This is a genomic window from Achromobacter sp. MYb9 (assembly GCF_002975275.1).
Taxonomy (GTDB): Bacteria; Pseudomonadota; Gammaproteobacteria; order Burkholderiales; family Burkholderiaceae_B; genus Achromobacter.
Window position 1 is genome coordinate 756,316 of sequence record NZ_PCOQ01000001.1, and the last position, 13,685, is coordinate 770,000.

The window sequence follows — 13,685 nt, forward strand, 5'->3', positions numbered from 1 at the left end:
ATGGAATGTCGTTTTGAAGACCGGCTGGCAGGCCGCGCGCTGCGGTTCGAGGGCTTTTGCTCCCGCATCGAAGCGCGCGCCGCGGCCGAAGTCGTCCCCGCGCTGGCGGCCATCGAGGCCGCGCGGCGGCAGGGGCGATGGGTCGCCCTGCTGCTGGACTACGAACTGGGCGAATGGCTGTTGCCTGAAGCAGCCCTGCCCGCGCCCGCTGGCCCCTGGACGCCCCCGCGGGATGACGGGCGCCCCCGCCTGACCGCGCTGGTGTTCGACCGCAAGGTGGAAGACACGCCCTGGGACGCGCCGGATGCCAACAGCGCGCCCGCCTCCATCAGCCTGCCCACGCCACGCATGACCGAAGCCGGCTACGTGCGCCAGATCGACGCCATCCGCGGCCTGATCGGCGACGGCGAGCTGTATCAGGTCAATTTCACGCAGGCGCTTGATCTGCAATACCAGGGCGATCCGGCCACGCTCTACCGCCGCATCGCCGCCCGCAACCCGGTGGCCCACGGCGCGTTCATCCAGGATGGCGACCGCACGGTACTGTCTTTTTCACCCGAACTCTTTGTGCGGCGCGACGGGGCGCGGCTGACGACCCGCCCGATGAAAGGCACCGCGCCGCGCCATCCCGATCCCGTCGAGGATGCGCGGCTGGGCCAGGAATTGCTGGCTAGCGAAAAGAACCGCGCCGAAAACCTGATGATCGTGGACCTGCTGCGCAATGACCTGGGCCGGCTGGCCGAGCCCGGTTCGGTCACGGTCGACGCGCTGTTCTCGCTGGAGCGCTATCCCACCGTCTGGACCATGACGTCCACGGTGTCGGCGTTGGCGCCGGATGCCACGCTGCAAGACGTGCTGCACGCCCTCTTTCCCTGCGGTTCCATCACCGGCGCCCCCAAGGTGGCCGCCATGCGGCGCATTCGCCAAATGGAGACCGCCCCGCGCGGCCTGTACTGCGGCAGCGTGGGCTGGCTGGCGCCGGATGGCGACTTTTCGTTGAATGTGGCGATCCGCACCCTGGTCCTGGACCCGGCCGGCGGCGGCGTCTACAGCGTCGGCGGCGGCATCGTGCACGACTCGGATCCCGCCGAGGAATGGCAAGAGTGCCACTGGAAGGCCCGCATCCTGCGCGCCTGATGGCGCCCGCCCCGGGCCGGCAGGATCACGCTGGAAACAACGCCGGCAGCGGTAGTAGCATAGAGCGCGGCGCCGCTCGCCGTTTCCCAGGAGAGTCCCATGCAACCTGAATTGATCGAGACCATCCTGGTCGATGCCGAACAGCGCGTGCCCCTGCTGGCCCGCCACCTGCAGCGCCTGGAGGCGTCCTGCAAGGCGCTGGGCTACCCCTGGGGCGGCCGGGCCGTGGAAGGCGACATCATGATCGCCGCGACGGGCCTGGTCACGCCGGGCCCGCACCGCCTGCGCCTGCTGGTTGCCCGCGACGGCTCCCGCCATATCCAGACCGCCCGGCTGCCGCCGCTGCCGGCCGTCCAGGAAGTCATGCTGGCGCCCGAGACGCTGCGCGCTTCGGAGCCGCTGCTGCGCTACAAGACCACGCACCGCCCCTGGTACACCAAGACAATCGAATGGCTACCGGCGCATCCGCATATCTTTGACCTGCTTTATCTGAACGAGCGCGGCGAACTGTGCGAAGGCAGCCGCAGCAACGTGTATCTGCGCATGGGCGGCCGTTGGTACACCCCACCGGTGGAAAGCGGCTGCCTGCCCGGCGTGCAGCGCGGCGAACTGCTGGACACCGGCAATGTCCAGGAACGGGTGTTGACCCTGGCCGATCTGCACGAGGCCGACGAGATCCGCCTGTCCAACGCCCTGCGCGGCTGGTTCACGGTCACGCTGCGAGAAACCTGACCGCAGATTCCGTGCAGGTGCGCGTTGCCCCTGCGGCGCCGCGCGGCCCGCGCCAGCTCGCTCCCACCCCCGCCTTAGTCCGCGAACTCGTCCACCACCACTTGCCGTAACCACTGGTTGGCGGGTTCGCGGTGGCTGCGGGCGTGCCAGAACACGTTGATGACGGATTCCGGAATCTTCACCGGACAGGGCGCCGTCGCCAGCCCGAAAGGCTCGCAGGCGCAATCGGCAAAGCGCCGCGGCACGACCGCGATCATGTCGGTGGCGGCCAGCACGGGCCCCACCGCCATGAAATGCGGCACCGTCAGCCGCAGGCGGCGGCGGATGCCGGCTTGCTCGATCACCTCGTCCACCACCCCGTGGCCCGTGCCTTCGGACACGATGGCCACGTGCTCGGCCGCGCGGAACTGCCTGGCCGACACGCCTGTGCGCGCCAGCGGGTGGCCGCGCCGAAAGACGCACACATACGGCTGGCTGAACAATTTTCGCTGGAAAAAGCCGCTTTTCAGACTCGGCAGGAAACCCATGGCCAAGTCGATGCGGCCGCGCTCCATTTCGTCTTTCACGTTGATCGACGTCGTGCGCACGGTTCGTATCGTGACGCCGGGGGCCGCGCCATCCAGCGCCCGCATCAGGCGCGGCAGGAAATAGGTTTCGCCCACGTCGTTCACGCCGATCACGAACGCCCGCTCGCTGCGCGCCGGGTCAAAGCGCGCGCGAGCGCTCAACGTGACGAGCAACGCACTCAGCGCATCGGCAATGGGCTGGGCCAGCGATTCCGCGTAGGGCGTCGGCACCATGCCGCGCGACGTGCGCAGGAACAGCTCGTCACCCAGCAATTTGCGCAAACGCGCCAACGCATTGCTGACGCCGGGTTGCGAAATACCCAGGCTTTGCGCCACGGCGGACACCCGGCCGTGCTTCTGCAATTCGTTGAAGACGACCAGCAGATTCAAGTCCACGTCTTTCAGGTTCATGCGCGTGTCTCCACCAATATTGATTCTGGTGATTAGGCTTATCAAGCAGATTCTATTTATTTATTCCACCACCTGCCCGAAGATGATGCGAAAACTACCTGCGCCGATGCCGCGCCGGCCCCCGGTTCGCCCCAGGCGGGCCAGACGAAAATGGAGACAAACCATGCACCCCGCCACGCCCAGTCGTCCGGGCGGCCACGCACGAGGCCGCCCATGAACACGCCCGAACAACCGCTTGCTTTCGTCCCGCCCTGGCAGGGCGAGGGCTCTCACCGCATCCCCTTCGGCGTCTACACCGATGCCGCATTGCACCAACGCGAGCTGGAACGCTTCTTCTACCGCGGGCACTGGAGCTACGTGGGCCTGGAGGCCGAAATTCCCAACCCGGGCGACTTCAAGCGCACCGCCGTGGGGGAACGATCCGTCATCCTGGTGCGCGACAACGACGGCCAGGTGCGTGTGGTGGAAAACGTGTGCGCCCACCGTGGCGTGCAGTTCTGCCGCGAACGCGCCGGCAATCGCAGCGAATTCGTCTGCCCCTATCACCAATGGAACTACGACCTGCAAGGCAATCTGATCGGCGTGCCGTTCCGACGCGGCGTGAAGCAGGATGGCAAGGTGAACGGCGGCATGCCGCCCGATTTCGATCCCGAAGCGCACAGCCTGACCAAATTGACGATGACCTGCCGCAACGGCGTGGTGTTCGCCGCGTTCGACCCTGACGTGGAGCCGCTGGAAGACTACCTGGGGCCCGACATCCTGCACTATTTCGACCGCGTCTTCGATGGCCGCGAACTGGTGATCCACGGCTACAGCCGCCAGCGCATCCCGGGCAACTGGAAACTGATGCAGGAGAACATCAAGGACCCCTACCACCCCGGCCTGCTGCACACCTGGTTCGTCACCTTCGGCTTGTGGCGCGCGGACAACCGCTCGGAACTGAAGATGGACCGGCACTTCCGCCACGCCGCCATGATCTCCACGCGCGGCCAGGGCGGCAAAGGCAGTGTCACCAGTGGCGTATCCAGCTTCAAGGAACAGATGTCCCTGAACGATGACCGCTTCCTCGACATCGTCCAGGAACCCTGGTGGAACGGCCCGACCGCCGTGCTGATGACGCTGTTTCCCAGCGTCATCATCCAGCAGCAGGTGAATTCGCTGTCCACCCGCCACATCCAGCCCGTGGGCCATGACGCCTTTGACTTCGTCTGGACCCACTTCGGCTTTGCCGACGACACGCCCGAGATGACGCGCCGACGCCTGCGCCAGGCCAATCTGTTCGGGCCGGCCGGGTTTGTCTCCGCCGACGACGGCGAGGTCATCGAATTCTCGCAAGCGGGTTTTCAACAGAAGCCCTGGCACCGCAGCGTGGCGGAATTGGGCGGCAAGACCGCCGAAAACACCAGCCACATGGTCACCGAAACGTTGATCCGCGGCATGTACGCGTATTGGCGTCGCGTGATGGAGGCATGACGATGCTGGACTTTCCGCTCTATTACCAGCTGACCCGCCTGTATGCCGACTACGCCGCCGCGCTGGATGCGGAGGAATGGGAGAAATGGCCGGAGTTCTTCCTGGAAGCCTGCACGTACAAGGTGCTGCCGCGTGAAAACCACGAACGCGGCTACCCCCTGGCGACCATGGCCTTTGAAAGCCGCGGCATGCTGAAGGACCGCATCTACGGCGCCACGGACACGATCTTCCATGACCCCTACTACCAACGCCACGTCGTGGGCGCGCCGCGCGTGCTGTCGGTGGACGGCGACCGCATCGAATCCGAGGCCAGCTACGCGGTGTTCCGCACCAAGCCCAGCCAGCTGACCACCGTATTCAACGTGGGCCGCTACCTGGACGTGGTGCGCCAGACGCCCGATGGCCTGAAATTCGAATCGCGGCTGTGCATTTTCGACAGCGAACTGATCCCCAATTCGCTCATCTACCCCATCTGACAAGGAAAGCCGCTATGAGCACGCAATGGATCAAGGCCATCGCGCGGGCCGATGTGCCGGACGAAGACGTCATCGCCGTGCAGGCGGGCGGCCGCGAGATCGCGCTGTATGGCGTCGACGGCGAGGTCTACGCGACCTCCAACCTCTGTACGCACGGCAACGCCCGCCTTTGCGATGGTTTCCTGGAAGGCCACGAAATCGAATGCCCCTTGCACCAGGGCCGTTTCGACGTGCGCGACGGCCGGGCGCTATGTTCCCCGTTGCGGGAAAACGTGGCGACCTACCCCGTCAGGATCGAAGACGGGATCGTGTTCGTGGCGCTGTGACGCAAGGCTCGAGGAGCCGGACGACCTTCATCGCGCCCGAGGCCGGGGTACGAAATCCCGCTGGCGATCAGATCGCCAGCCGCAGCGCCTCGTTGGCGGCCGCCATGCCCATGGCCGCCGTCACCGTCACGACCGAACCGTAGCCCGCGCACGACAGCCCTTGCGGCGCGATGTTCAGACCCGAAGCGCCCAGGTCGTCCTCGCCCTCGTCGGGGCGGGTCCAGGCGTCGGGCAGGATGGCGGGCTGGTCAAACCAAAGGGCATGGATGCCCATCTTCGGCACGCGCTTGAGCGCCTTGCCGTTCTGATCGGAAGCGCGTGGAAAGCCGTGTTCCTTGCGCAGTTTGTTGCGCAGCTTGGCCAGCAAGGCGTCATTCACCGCGGCCGACAGGTCGCCGGCCCGCAACGCCAGCGGATCCGTCTTGCCACCAGCCCCCCCGCACAGCAGCATCGGCACCGCCAGCGCACGCGCATGCAGGATCATCGCGATCTTGGCCGTGGCCTGGTCGGTGCAATCGATGATGACGGTGTAAGGCCCGGGCAATACGTCGGCGACGTTCTCGGGCGACACGAAGTCATCCACCCGCGTCAGCCGGCATTCCGGATTGATCGCCAGCACCCGCTCGGCCATGGCGTCCACCTTGGATTGCCCCAACGTGGACGACAGCGCATGGATCTGCCGGTTGACGTTGGATTCGGCGATGTGGTCCAGGTCGATCAAGGTCAGGGCGCCAACCCCGCAACGCGCCAAGGCCTCGACGGTCCACGAACCGACGCCCCCCAGGCCTGCCACCGCAACATGGGCGGTTTGCAAACGTGCGGGCGCTTGGGGGCCGTACAGACGGGACAGGCCGCCGAAGCGGCGATCCAGGTCGGCGGGCGGAATCGGATGATCGGGCGAGTTCATGGCGGGTATTTTATAGGCCAAGGGAATTGTTGGCTGTTGCACACGCGAGCCCCGCCACGCCGGGCGTCTCAAGAACCCGAGACATCACCCCCGGCATCGACCCCGACATCACGCGCCACAACATCATCCCCGCCAAGCGCCTGATACACCGTCACCTGATTCACCAACCGATTCAACCCGTTCTCGTCCCGCGCAATCTCGGCCGTCCGGCGCTTTTCCTGCGCGTCCAGCCAGTCCTTCAACGACACGGCCCCTGCCCGATAGCGCACTTCGTACAAGCGCTCAGCGTCCCGCGCGGCTCGCAGCGACACCGCCAGTTGTTCCGCCTGCAAGGCCAGTTGCGTCCGGTTCGACAGCGCGTTCTCCACGTCCGCCATCGCCTGATACAGCGACTGGCGGAAATTGACGACACGCTCTTCGTAGTCCGCCTTGGAGATCTTGATGTTCAGCTGCATCTGCGTCCATTGCAGGAACGGCAGCGTCAAGCCCACGCCCAGCGACGCAACGGGGTTTTGCAGCATGCTGGAGAGCGTCGGGCTGGCGGTGCCGACCGCGCCCGTCAGCGTCACCGGCGGATAGAAACTCGCACGGGTGGCGTCCACCGTTGCCAAGGCTTCGCGCAAACGCAGCTCGGCCGCGCGCAGGTCCGGGCGACGGCCCAACAGATCGGCGGGAACGCCGGCGCGCGCTTCAGGCAAGGGATACTGCGGCAAGCGGGCCGGGTCGGCCATGCTGCGGTCCGGCGGCCCATCGAACAGAATCGTCAGCGCATTCGTGTATTCCACGCGCTGTTGAACCAGCAAGGTGTGGGCGGCCTGCTGGCTGGCCACGGTCTGCTCGGCTTCCGCCAGTTCCAGCGCCGATGCGCCGCCCGCCGCGTATTGCGCGCGCACCAGGTCCTGCGTGCGGCGCGCATAGGCGATGCTCTCTTCGCTGCTGGCGATGCGCTGATTGATGAAGGCGGTCTGCCAGTACAGCGTGGCCGTGGTGCCCACCAGCGACAAGGCCGCGGCCGCCCGGTCCTCTTCGGTGGCTAGCGCTTCCCATTGGGCCGCGTCGCGCTGGCGCGACAGCTTGCCCCACAGGTCCACCTCGTAGCCGACGGTCAGTTCAGCGGCGTTGGTGCGTGTGATCGCGCGGTCGCCGTACAGATTGCGGTTGCGCGCCACGTTGGCGCTGCCGCCCAATTGCGGCGTCAATTGGTCCTCGGTCAGCCCCGCCTGGTACTGCGCGCGGCGCACCCGGATCGCCGCGGCGGCCAGGTCGTTGTTACGCGCCAGCACGGCATCGACCAGCCCGTTCAAGACCGGGTCGTTGAAATTGCGCCACCAGGCGCCGCCGTCGGCCAACGGCGCTTGCGCGGCACCGGGCGCGGCGTGCGTCCAGGCGGCGGGCGCCTGGGTCAGCGGCGGTTCGTAATCGGTGCGCAACAGGCTGCCGCAACCGCCCAGCGCCAGAAGCAGCGCCAGGGCGGCGGGTGTGCGAATCAGGGAAACCGCTTTCATCGTCCTCATTCCCGGGCCAACGCCTCGACGGGATCCAGGCGCGCCGCATTGCGCGCCGGCAAATAGCCAAAAAGCACACCGATCAGCGTCGAGCACGTGAATGCCGCCACCATCGATGCCGTGGAATAGATCATCTGGAACGAACCGCCCGTGGCCTTGGACACCAGCACGCCCAACGCCAGCGACAGGATGATGCCCAACGCCCCCCCGATCAGGCAGACCAGTACCGCTTCGATCAGGAACTGCTGCATGATGTCGCTGCGGCGCGCGCCCACCGCCATGCGCACGCCGATCTCGCGGGTGCGCTCGGTAACGGACACCAGCATGATGTTCATCACCCCGATCCCTCCCACCATCAGCGAAATCAGCGCGATCAGGGACACCAGCAAAGTCATGGTGGCCGTCGTGCGTTCGATGGTCTTGCGGATCGCGTCCGTGTTGAACACGAAGAAGTCCTTCACCACGTGACGCCGGACCAGCACGCGCTCGATGGCGCGTTCGGCCGCCGCCGGCGGCGTGGCGTCGTTGACGCGCACCGTGATGCTCTTCAAGTGCTGCTGGCCCAGCACGCGCGACAGCGCCGTGGTGTAGGGGATCCAGACATTCAACGATTCGTTGTTGCCGAAGACGGATTCCTTTTTCTCGGTCACGCCGATCACGCGGGCGGGCATCGACCCCAGGAACACGACCTGGCCGATCGGCTCCGTGTGCGAACCGAACAAGGTCCGCCTCGTGCCTTCGTCGATCACCACTTCCTGCGCGCGGCGCACCACGCTGGTCTCGTCGAAGAACTTGCCCTGCGCCAGTTTGATGGCCCGCACGCGGAAGTACTGTTCGCCCACGCCCTGGATCGACCCGTTCACGGACACGTTGCGGTAGCGCAGCGTGTTGCTGGTGGTGACTTCCGGCGTGACGCTGTCCACGTAGGGTTCGCGGGCCAGCGCGTCGGCGTCGGCCGCAACCAGCGTGCGGATAGTGACGGCTTTTTCATCGCCGAAGTCCTTGCCGGGGAACACTTCGACGGTGTTGGTGCCGATGGCGCTGATGTCGTCCAGGATCTTGCGCCGCGACCCTTCGCCCAGCGCCACCACCGACACCACCGCCGCGATGCCGATGATGATGCCCAGCATGGTCAGCGACGTGCGCAGCCGGTGGGCGTTCATGGACAGCAGCGCCATGCGCAGCGCTTCGCCGCAACGGTCCAGGTACGACTGCCAGGCGGGCCGCTTGGGCAGTTCCGGCGGCGCGTCGCGCTCGGCTTCCACGCGCGGCGCGTCGGGATTGCGCTTGTCCGCGACGATCTCGCCGTCGCTGATCTCGATGATGCGCTGCGCGTGACGGGCCACATTCATGTCGTGCGTGACGATGATGATGGTGTGGCCGGCCGCGTTCAGCTCTTCCAGGATGCGCAGCACTTCCTGCCCGGTGTGCGTGTCCAGCGCGCCAGTGGGTTCGTCGGCCAGAATGATGTCGCCGCCGTTCATCAGCGCGCGCGCGATGCTCACGCGCTGCTGCTGGCCGCCCGACAACTGGCCGGGTCGGTGTTCCGACCGGTCGCCCAGCCCCAGCCGCTTCAGCAGTTCCTCGGCGCGGGCCGTCCGGGCCTCGCGCCGCTTGCCGGCGTATACGGCCGGCATTTCCACATTGCCCTGCGCGGTCAGGTCCGACAACAGGTGATAGCGCTGGAAGATAAAGCCGAAGTGCTCGCGCCGCAGTTCGGCCAGTTCGTCGGGGTCCAATTCGCCCGTGCTGCGGCCACTGACCCGGTAATCGCCACGGGTCGGGCGGTCCAGGCAGCCCAGGATATTCATCAGCGTGGACTTGCCCGAACCGGACGCGCCCACGATGGCGACCATTTCGCCGGCCTCGATGGTCAGGTCGATGTCTTTCAAGACGGCAATGGTCTGCTCGCCCGCGGGGAACTCGCGGCGCACCCCGGAAAGCGAGATCAGCGGTCCGCCCATGTCAGCCTCCCCGCGCTGCGGCGGCCGCAGGCGCGGAATCCGCCGTCACGACCCGCTCGCCCACCTCCAGCCCTTCCAGCACCTGCGCCTGCACGTTGTTGTTCATGCCGATCTTGACCTGGCGCTCCTCGGTCTTGTTGTCTTTCAAGACCACGCGCACGGTATAGCGGCCGTCTTTGCCACGCTTGCCCAGCGCCGAGGCCGGCACCACGACGGCGTCCTTGGCTTCGCCCAGCACGATGAAAACTTGGGCGGTCATCGAAATGCGCAGCTTTTCATCGGGGTTGGGCACATCGAACAAACCGTTGTAATAGACGGCGGCGGTGGTGGAACTGCCGCTGGAAGACGTGAGCGACGACGTGGCGTCTTCTTTCTGGATGGAGTCCGGCGCGGGCTCCACCGCGCGCAGCTTGGCCTGATAGCGCTGATCGGGTTCGCCCAGGATCGTGAAGTACACGGGCAGGCCGGCCTTCACGCGGGTCACGTCGGCTTCCGAGATCTGGGCCTTGATCGTCATGGTGTCCACCTGGGCCACCTTGATGATGGTGGGCGCGCTCTGGATGGAGTTGACGGTCTGGCCTTCCTTGGTCACCACGGCCACCACCATGCCGTCGATGGGCGAGACGATGCGCGTGTAGCCCAAGTTGACGCGGGCGGTGTCCACCTGGATTTCGGCCTGCGCGATCTGCGCGTCCAGCGAGGCGATCTCGGCACGCGTCACGGCCAGTGTCGCCTCGGCCGTCTCGTAGGCCTCGCGCGAACTGGCGTCGGCCGCCAGCATCTGGCGCTGGCGCTTGAAGGCCAATTCGGCCTGCTTCAGCGTGGCGACCTTGGCCGCGCGTTCGGCGCGCCGCGTCTGCAGGGCCGCCTCGGCGTTGCGCAGTTCGTTCTGCTGGGTCAGGTCGTCGATCTCGGCGACCAATTGGCCTTTCTTGACGCGGTCGCCCAGTTCCACTTTCAGGGACTTCAACTGGCCGGTGGCCTGGGCGCCCACACTGACGCGTTCGATGGCGTCGATGGTGCCGCTGGCCAGGACACTGTCCTCAAGGTTCGCCCGGCTGACCTCGCCCACCGCAAAGGTGGGCGGCGGCGGCGCTGAAAAAAAGACGACGCGCAAAGCGAACGCCACAAGTAGGACGACGACGGCGATCAACGCATAACGCTTGAACTTGCTGCGGGGCTTTTTCATTGAACCTGGTGATAGGAGACGAGGGCTGTGGACCCGCGCCGGTATTGCAAAGCATAGGCGCCCATCCTAAACGGGCGACCCTGCCAAACGATGGCCAATCTGTGCCAAAACGGTGAAAAACAGTAAAGCAGTACCGGTCCGTCCGGCAGGCGCCGGATTGTTCCGTTGCGAGAACGATACAACGGCTGCGGCGCATGCGCGGAACCGCCTTTTTTGCACATGCGCCGAACATGCCGCCATCTTGCCCCGTAAGTCGCCGACTTGCGCATTAGTTGGCGCCTATCTTGCCACCCGCGCTTGAAACAATTTGCGGCACTGCAAAAACGCCGCGCCTCGACATAGGCCGACGATCCGCACAGAATGAATGCAGTTACGCCGTGCCTACCTCTCACAGATCCCCCTCCTCGCCTTCAAGTTCCCCGGAATTTTCCGGGGCGGTGCTGCTGTGCCTGCTGGCAATGATGAATCACGTGGCGCTTACCGGGGGACGGATCACCGTTTCACTCACGGCGCTGCAAATGGGCCTGTCCACCTTCAAGGTGGGCACCCTGGTCGCCGTGTTTGCCGTGCTGCCGATGTTGTTCTCGGTGCGCGCCGGCCGCTGGGTCGATCGGGTGGGCATCGTTCGTCCGCTCGCCATCGGGACGGCTTTGGTAGCGATCGGCACCGCTTTACCCTTTATCTCGCAGACTCAGACCGCCTTGCTGATTGCGTCCTGCTGCATCGGCATCGGCTTCATGCTGCACCAGGTCGCCACGCAAGACTTGCTGGGCCACGCGGAACCCGCGCAGCGCCTGCGCAATTTCTCGTTCATGTCGCTCGCGCTGGCCGGGTCGGGATTTTCCGGGCCGCTGATCGCCGGGCTGGCGATCGACCATCTGGGTACGCGCACCGCCTTCGGCCTGCTGGCCCTGGGCCCAATCTTGTCGGGCATCGGCCTGTATGCCTTGCGTCACCAGTTGAAGGCCGTGGATTCGCAACTGACCGGCGTCAAAGAAGCCCAGCGCCGACGGGTGACCGAATTGCTGGCCGTTCCGGCGCTGCGCCGGATCTTGATGGTCAACACCATCCTGTCTGGCGCCTGGGACACCCATTTGTTCGTCGTTCCCATCTTCGGCGTCGCGATCGGGCTGTCGGCCACCACGATCGGCGTCATTCTTGCGTCCTTCGCGGCGGCAACGTTCGTCATCCGCCTGATATTGCCGCTGATCATGCGCCGGGTCCGATCCTGGACGCTCGTCCGGGTGGCCATGGCGACGGCGGCGATCGATTTCATGCTTTACCCGCTGTTCACCGACGTTACCGTCCTGATCGTGCTGTCGTTCATCCTGGGCCTTGCCTTGGGGTGCTGCCAACCGAGTATGCTATCCCTGCTGCACCAGCATTCGCCGCCTGGGCGCGCCGCCGAAGCCGTTGGTTTACGGATGGCGCTGATCAACGGATCCCAGGTGTCCTTGCCATTGACCTTCGGCGCGCTGGGCGCGGTAATTGGTGTTGCCCCCTTGTTTTGGGCCTATTCGCTGGCCTTGATGGCTGGCGGCTGGGCCAACCGCAACCCCCCGCTCGAATCTGACCGGAACCCGTAGTCGTGAACACGCCGTCCCCATCTTCCGCCATCGCTGGCGCCAGCCTGCCCTTCCGCTTGTGGACGCCCGAAGAAAGACGGGCTTCGCTGGACCAGGCGCTGCAGCACTGGCAGTCGGGGGAAGACGTCTGGGTATATGGGTACGGATCACTCATCTGGCGCCCCGACTTCGACTTCATGGAACGCCGCCTGGCGACCTTGCGCGGGCACCACCGGGCGCTGTGCCTGTGGTCGCGCGTGAACCGCGGCACCCCGGAATGCCCCGGACTGGTATTCGGCCTGGACCGCGGCGGCTCCTGCCGGGGCGTGGTCTACCGTCTGGCCGGCGACCAGGTCCCCACCTATTTCCCCGCGCTCTGGGAACGTGAAATGTCCACCGGCGCCTATCTGCCGCGCTGGATCAACTGCGCGACCGACGCCGGCCCCGTCCGCGCCCTGGTCTTCATCATGAACCGCGACAATCCGGCCTACATTCGCGCCCTGCCCGACGCCGAGCTGCTGGCCATCGTGCGCCGGGCCGCCGGCCGCTACGGGCCGTGCACCGACTACGTGGTCCAGACCGCCCAGGCGCTGCGGGCCGCCGGCATCCATGACGCCCGGCTGGACGCCATCGCCCGCCGGCTGGAACTTGATGGCCGGCCGCTACCCGAAGGCGCCTGACCACCCCTGCCCGCCGCCCGGCGGGAAACATGCCTGAGACCTGCGCGGGGTCAATAAGGGAGCGATGCCCCAAGCGGTATAAACTCCCTGTTATCAACGCTGAATCCCACGCCTCATGTCCGTCTCCGATCTGCGTCAAAGCTACGAAAAGAACGTCCTGCTGGAAAGCCAGGCCGCCGCCTCGCCGTTCCAGCAGTTTGCCCGCTGGTTCGACGAAGCGCTGGCCGCCAAGGTGCCGGAACCCAACGCCATGACCCTGGCCACGGTGGACGCCACCGGGCAGCCCAGCGCCCGCATCGTCCTCATCAAGGGCTTTGACGAGCACGGCTTCACGTTCTTCACCAACTACGAATCCCGCAAGGGCCAGGACCTGGCGGCCGAGCCGCGCGCTTGCCTGCTGTTCTTCTGGCAGCCGCTGGAACGCCAGGTGCGGATCGAAGGCGCGGTGGAAAAAGTCGCTGCCGAAGAGTCGGACGCGTACTATCACAGCCGCCCCGCCGGTTCGCGCATCGGCGCGTGGGCCTCGCGCCAAAGCCAGCCCATCACCCGTGAAGCGCTGGAAGCGCGCGAACAGGAATTCCGCGAACGGTTCGGCGAACAGCCGCCGCGTCCGCCGCACTGGGGCGGTTACCGCCTGAAGCCCACCGCTTTCGAGTTCTGGCAAGGCAGGCCGTCGCGCTTGCACGACCGCCTGCGCTATGTCGCCGACGGCACGGCCTGGAATATCGAACGCCTGTCGCCTTGATGCCGGGCG

General features: G+C 66.1%; 13 protein-coding genes. 8 read left to right on the plus strand and 5 right to left on the minus strand.

Features of this window, described 5'->3' with window-relative positions; translation table 11 throughout:
* Positions 1-1,137: an aminodeoxychorismate synthase component I gene (locus CQ050_RS03440; RefSeq protein WP_105555396.1), complete on the plus strand. Its 1,137-nt coding sequence runs from the start codon at positions 1-3 to the stop codon at positions 1,135-1,137.
* 99 nt (positions 1,138-1,236) lie between these two features.
* Complete coding sequence (locus CQ050_RS03445; RefSeq protein ID WP_105555397.1) at positions 1,237-1,869, plus strand: aminotransferase class IV family protein; 633 nt, start codon at positions 1,237-1,239, stop codon at positions 1,867-1,869.
* 74 nt (positions 1,870-1,943) lie between these two features.
* On the opposite strand, the gene CQ050_RS03450 is transcribed toward CQ050_RS03445, so the two are convergent.
* Complete coding sequence (locus tag CQ050_RS03450; RefSeq protein ID WP_105555398.1) at positions 1,944-2,846, minus strand: LysR family transcriptional regulator; 903 nt, start codon at positions 2,844-2,846, stop codon at positions 1,944-1,946.
* A 213-nt stretch (positions 2,847-3,059) separates the two neighbouring features.
* Here CQ050_RS03450 and CQ050_RS03455 point away from each other — a divergent pair, with 213 nt between their 5' ends.
* Genes CQ050_RS03455 through CQ050_RS03465 form a run of 3 tightly spaced genes read left to right on the plus strand, consistent with a single transcriptional unit; the run spans position 3,060 to position 5,121 of the window.
* Positions 3,060-4,319: an aromatic ring-hydroxylating dioxygenase subunit alpha gene (locus CQ050_RS03455; protein WP_105555399.1), complete on the plus strand. Its 1,260-nt coding sequence runs from the start codon at positions 3,060-3,062 to the stop codon at positions 4,317-4,319.
* Positions 4,320-4,321: 2 nt separating this feature from the next.
* Positions 4,322-4,795 carry an aromatic-ring-hydroxylating dioxygenase subunit beta gene (locus tag CQ050_RS03460; RefSeq protein WP_105555400.1) on the plus strand — a complete coding sequence of 158 codons (474 nt, stop codon included), beginning with the start codon at positions 4,322-4,324 and terminating at the stop codon, positions 4,793-4,795.
* A gap of 14 nt (positions 4,796-4,809) precedes the next feature.
* Positions 4,810-5,121 carry a non-heme iron oxygenase ferredoxin subunit gene (locus CQ050_RS03465; protein ID WP_105555401.1) on the plus strand — a complete coding sequence of 104 codons (312 nt, stop codon included), beginning with the start codon at positions 4,810-4,812 and terminating at the stop codon, positions 5,119-5,121.
* A gap of 67 nt (positions 5,122-5,188) precedes the next feature.
* Here CQ050_RS03465 and CQ050_RS03470 read toward each other — a convergent pair whose 3' ends face one another.
* The 4 genes from CQ050_RS03470 to CQ050_RS03485 form a co-directional block, all read right to left on the minus strand.
* The gene (locus tag CQ050_RS03470) at positions 5,189-6,028 is read right to left on the minus strand and encodes a ThiF family adenylyltransferase (protein ID WP_105555402.1); all 840 of its coding nucleotides are present in this window, start codon (positions 6,026-6,028) and stop codon (positions 5,189-5,191) included.
* Between the two features lie 68 nt (positions 6,029-6,096).
* Entirely contained in the window at positions 6,097-7,533 is a 1,437-nt protein-coding gene (locus tag CQ050_RS03475) for an efflux transporter outer membrane subunit (protein WP_199196719.1), read from the minus strand.
* Positions 7,534-7,538: 5 nt separating this feature from the next.
* Positions 7,539-9,497 carry a MacB family efflux pump subunit gene (locus tag CQ050_RS03480; protein WP_105555403.1) on the minus strand — a complete coding sequence of 653 codons (1,959 nt, stop codon included), beginning with the start codon at positions 9,495-9,497 and terminating at the stop codon, positions 7,539-7,541.
* Position 9,498: 1 nt separating this feature from the next.
* Complete coding sequence (locus CQ050_RS03485; protein ID WP_105555404.1) at positions 9,499-10,686, minus strand: efflux RND transporter periplasmic adaptor subunit; 1,188 nt, start codon at positions 10,684-10,686, stop codon at positions 9,499-9,501.
* A gap of 458 nt (positions 10,687-11,144) precedes the next feature.
* On the opposite strand from CQ050_RS03485, the gene CQ050_RS03490 reads away from it, so the two are divergent.
* From CQ050_RS03490 to pdxH, 3 genes are all read left to right on the plus strand, one after another.
* Entirely contained in the window at positions 11,145-12,272 is a 1,128-nt protein-coding gene (locus CQ050_RS03490) for an MFS transporter (RefSeq protein ID WP_369868246.1), read from the plus strand.
* A 2-nt stretch (positions 12,273-12,274) separates the two neighbouring features.
* Positions 12,275-12,931, plus strand: coding sequence for a gamma-glutamylcyclotransferase (locus tag CQ050_RS03495; RefSeq protein WP_105555406.1), 657 nt, complete (start codon positions 12,275-12,277; stop codon positions 12,929-12,931).
* 115 nt (positions 12,932-13,046) lie between these two features.
* Entirely contained in the window at positions 13,047-13,676 is a 630-nt protein-coding gene (pdxH, locus tag CQ050_RS03500; RefSeq protein WP_105555407.1) for a pyridoxamine 5'-phosphate oxidase, read from the plus strand.
* Positions 13,677-13,685: the final 9 nt, after the last annotated feature.

Bases quoted from the DNA above. Each gene is read 5' to 3' on its own strand.
- CQ050_RS03455 (WP_105555399.1), top strand. From the start codon at position 3,060: ATGAACACGCCCGAACAACCGCTTGCTTTCGTCCCGCCCTGGCAGGGC.
- CQ050_RS03450 (WP_105555398.1), bottom strand. From the start codon at position 2,846: ATGAACCTGAAAGACGTGGACTTGAATCTGCTGGTCGTCTTCAACGAA.
- CQ050_RS03485 (WP_105555404.1), bottom strand. From the start codon at position 10,686: ATGAAAAAGCCCCGCAGCAAGTTCAAGCGTTATGCGTTGATCGCCGTC.
- CQ050_RS03490 (WP_369868246.1), top strand. From the start codon at position 11,145: ATGATGAATCACGTGGCGCTTACCGGGGGACGGATCACCGTTTCACTC.
- CQ050_RS03480 (WP_105555403.1), bottom strand. From the start codon at position 9,497: ATGGGCGGACCGCTGATCTCGCTTTCCGGGGTGCGCCGCGAGTTCCCC.
- CQ050_RS03440 (WP_105555396.1), top strand. From the start codon at position 1: ATGGAATGTCGTTTTGAAGACCGGCTGGCAGGCCGCGCGCTGCGGTTC.
- CQ050_RS03465 (WP_105555401.1), top strand. From the start codon at position 4,810: ATGAGCACGCAATGGATCAAGGCCATCGCGCGGGCCGATGTGCCGGAC.
- CQ050_RS03470 (WP_105555402.1), bottom strand. From the start codon at position 6,028: ATGAACTCGCCCGATCATCCGATTCCGCCCGCCGACCTGGATCGCCGC.
- CQ050_RS03475 (WP_199196719.1), bottom strand. From the start codon at position 7,533: ATGAAAGCGGTTTCCCTGATTCGCACACCCGCCGCCCTGGCGCTGCTT.
- CQ050_RS03460 (WP_105555400.1), top strand. From the start codon at position 4,322: ATGCTGGACTTTCCGCTCTATTACCAGCTGACCCGCCTGTATGCCGAC.
- CQ050_RS03445 (WP_105555397.1), top strand. From the start codon at position 1,237: ATGCAACCTGAATTGATCGAGACCATCCTGGTCGATGCCGAACAGCGC.
- pdxH (WP_105555407.1), top strand. From the start codon at position 13,047: ATGTCCGTCTCCGATCTGCGTCAAAGCTACGAAAAGAACGTCCTGCTG.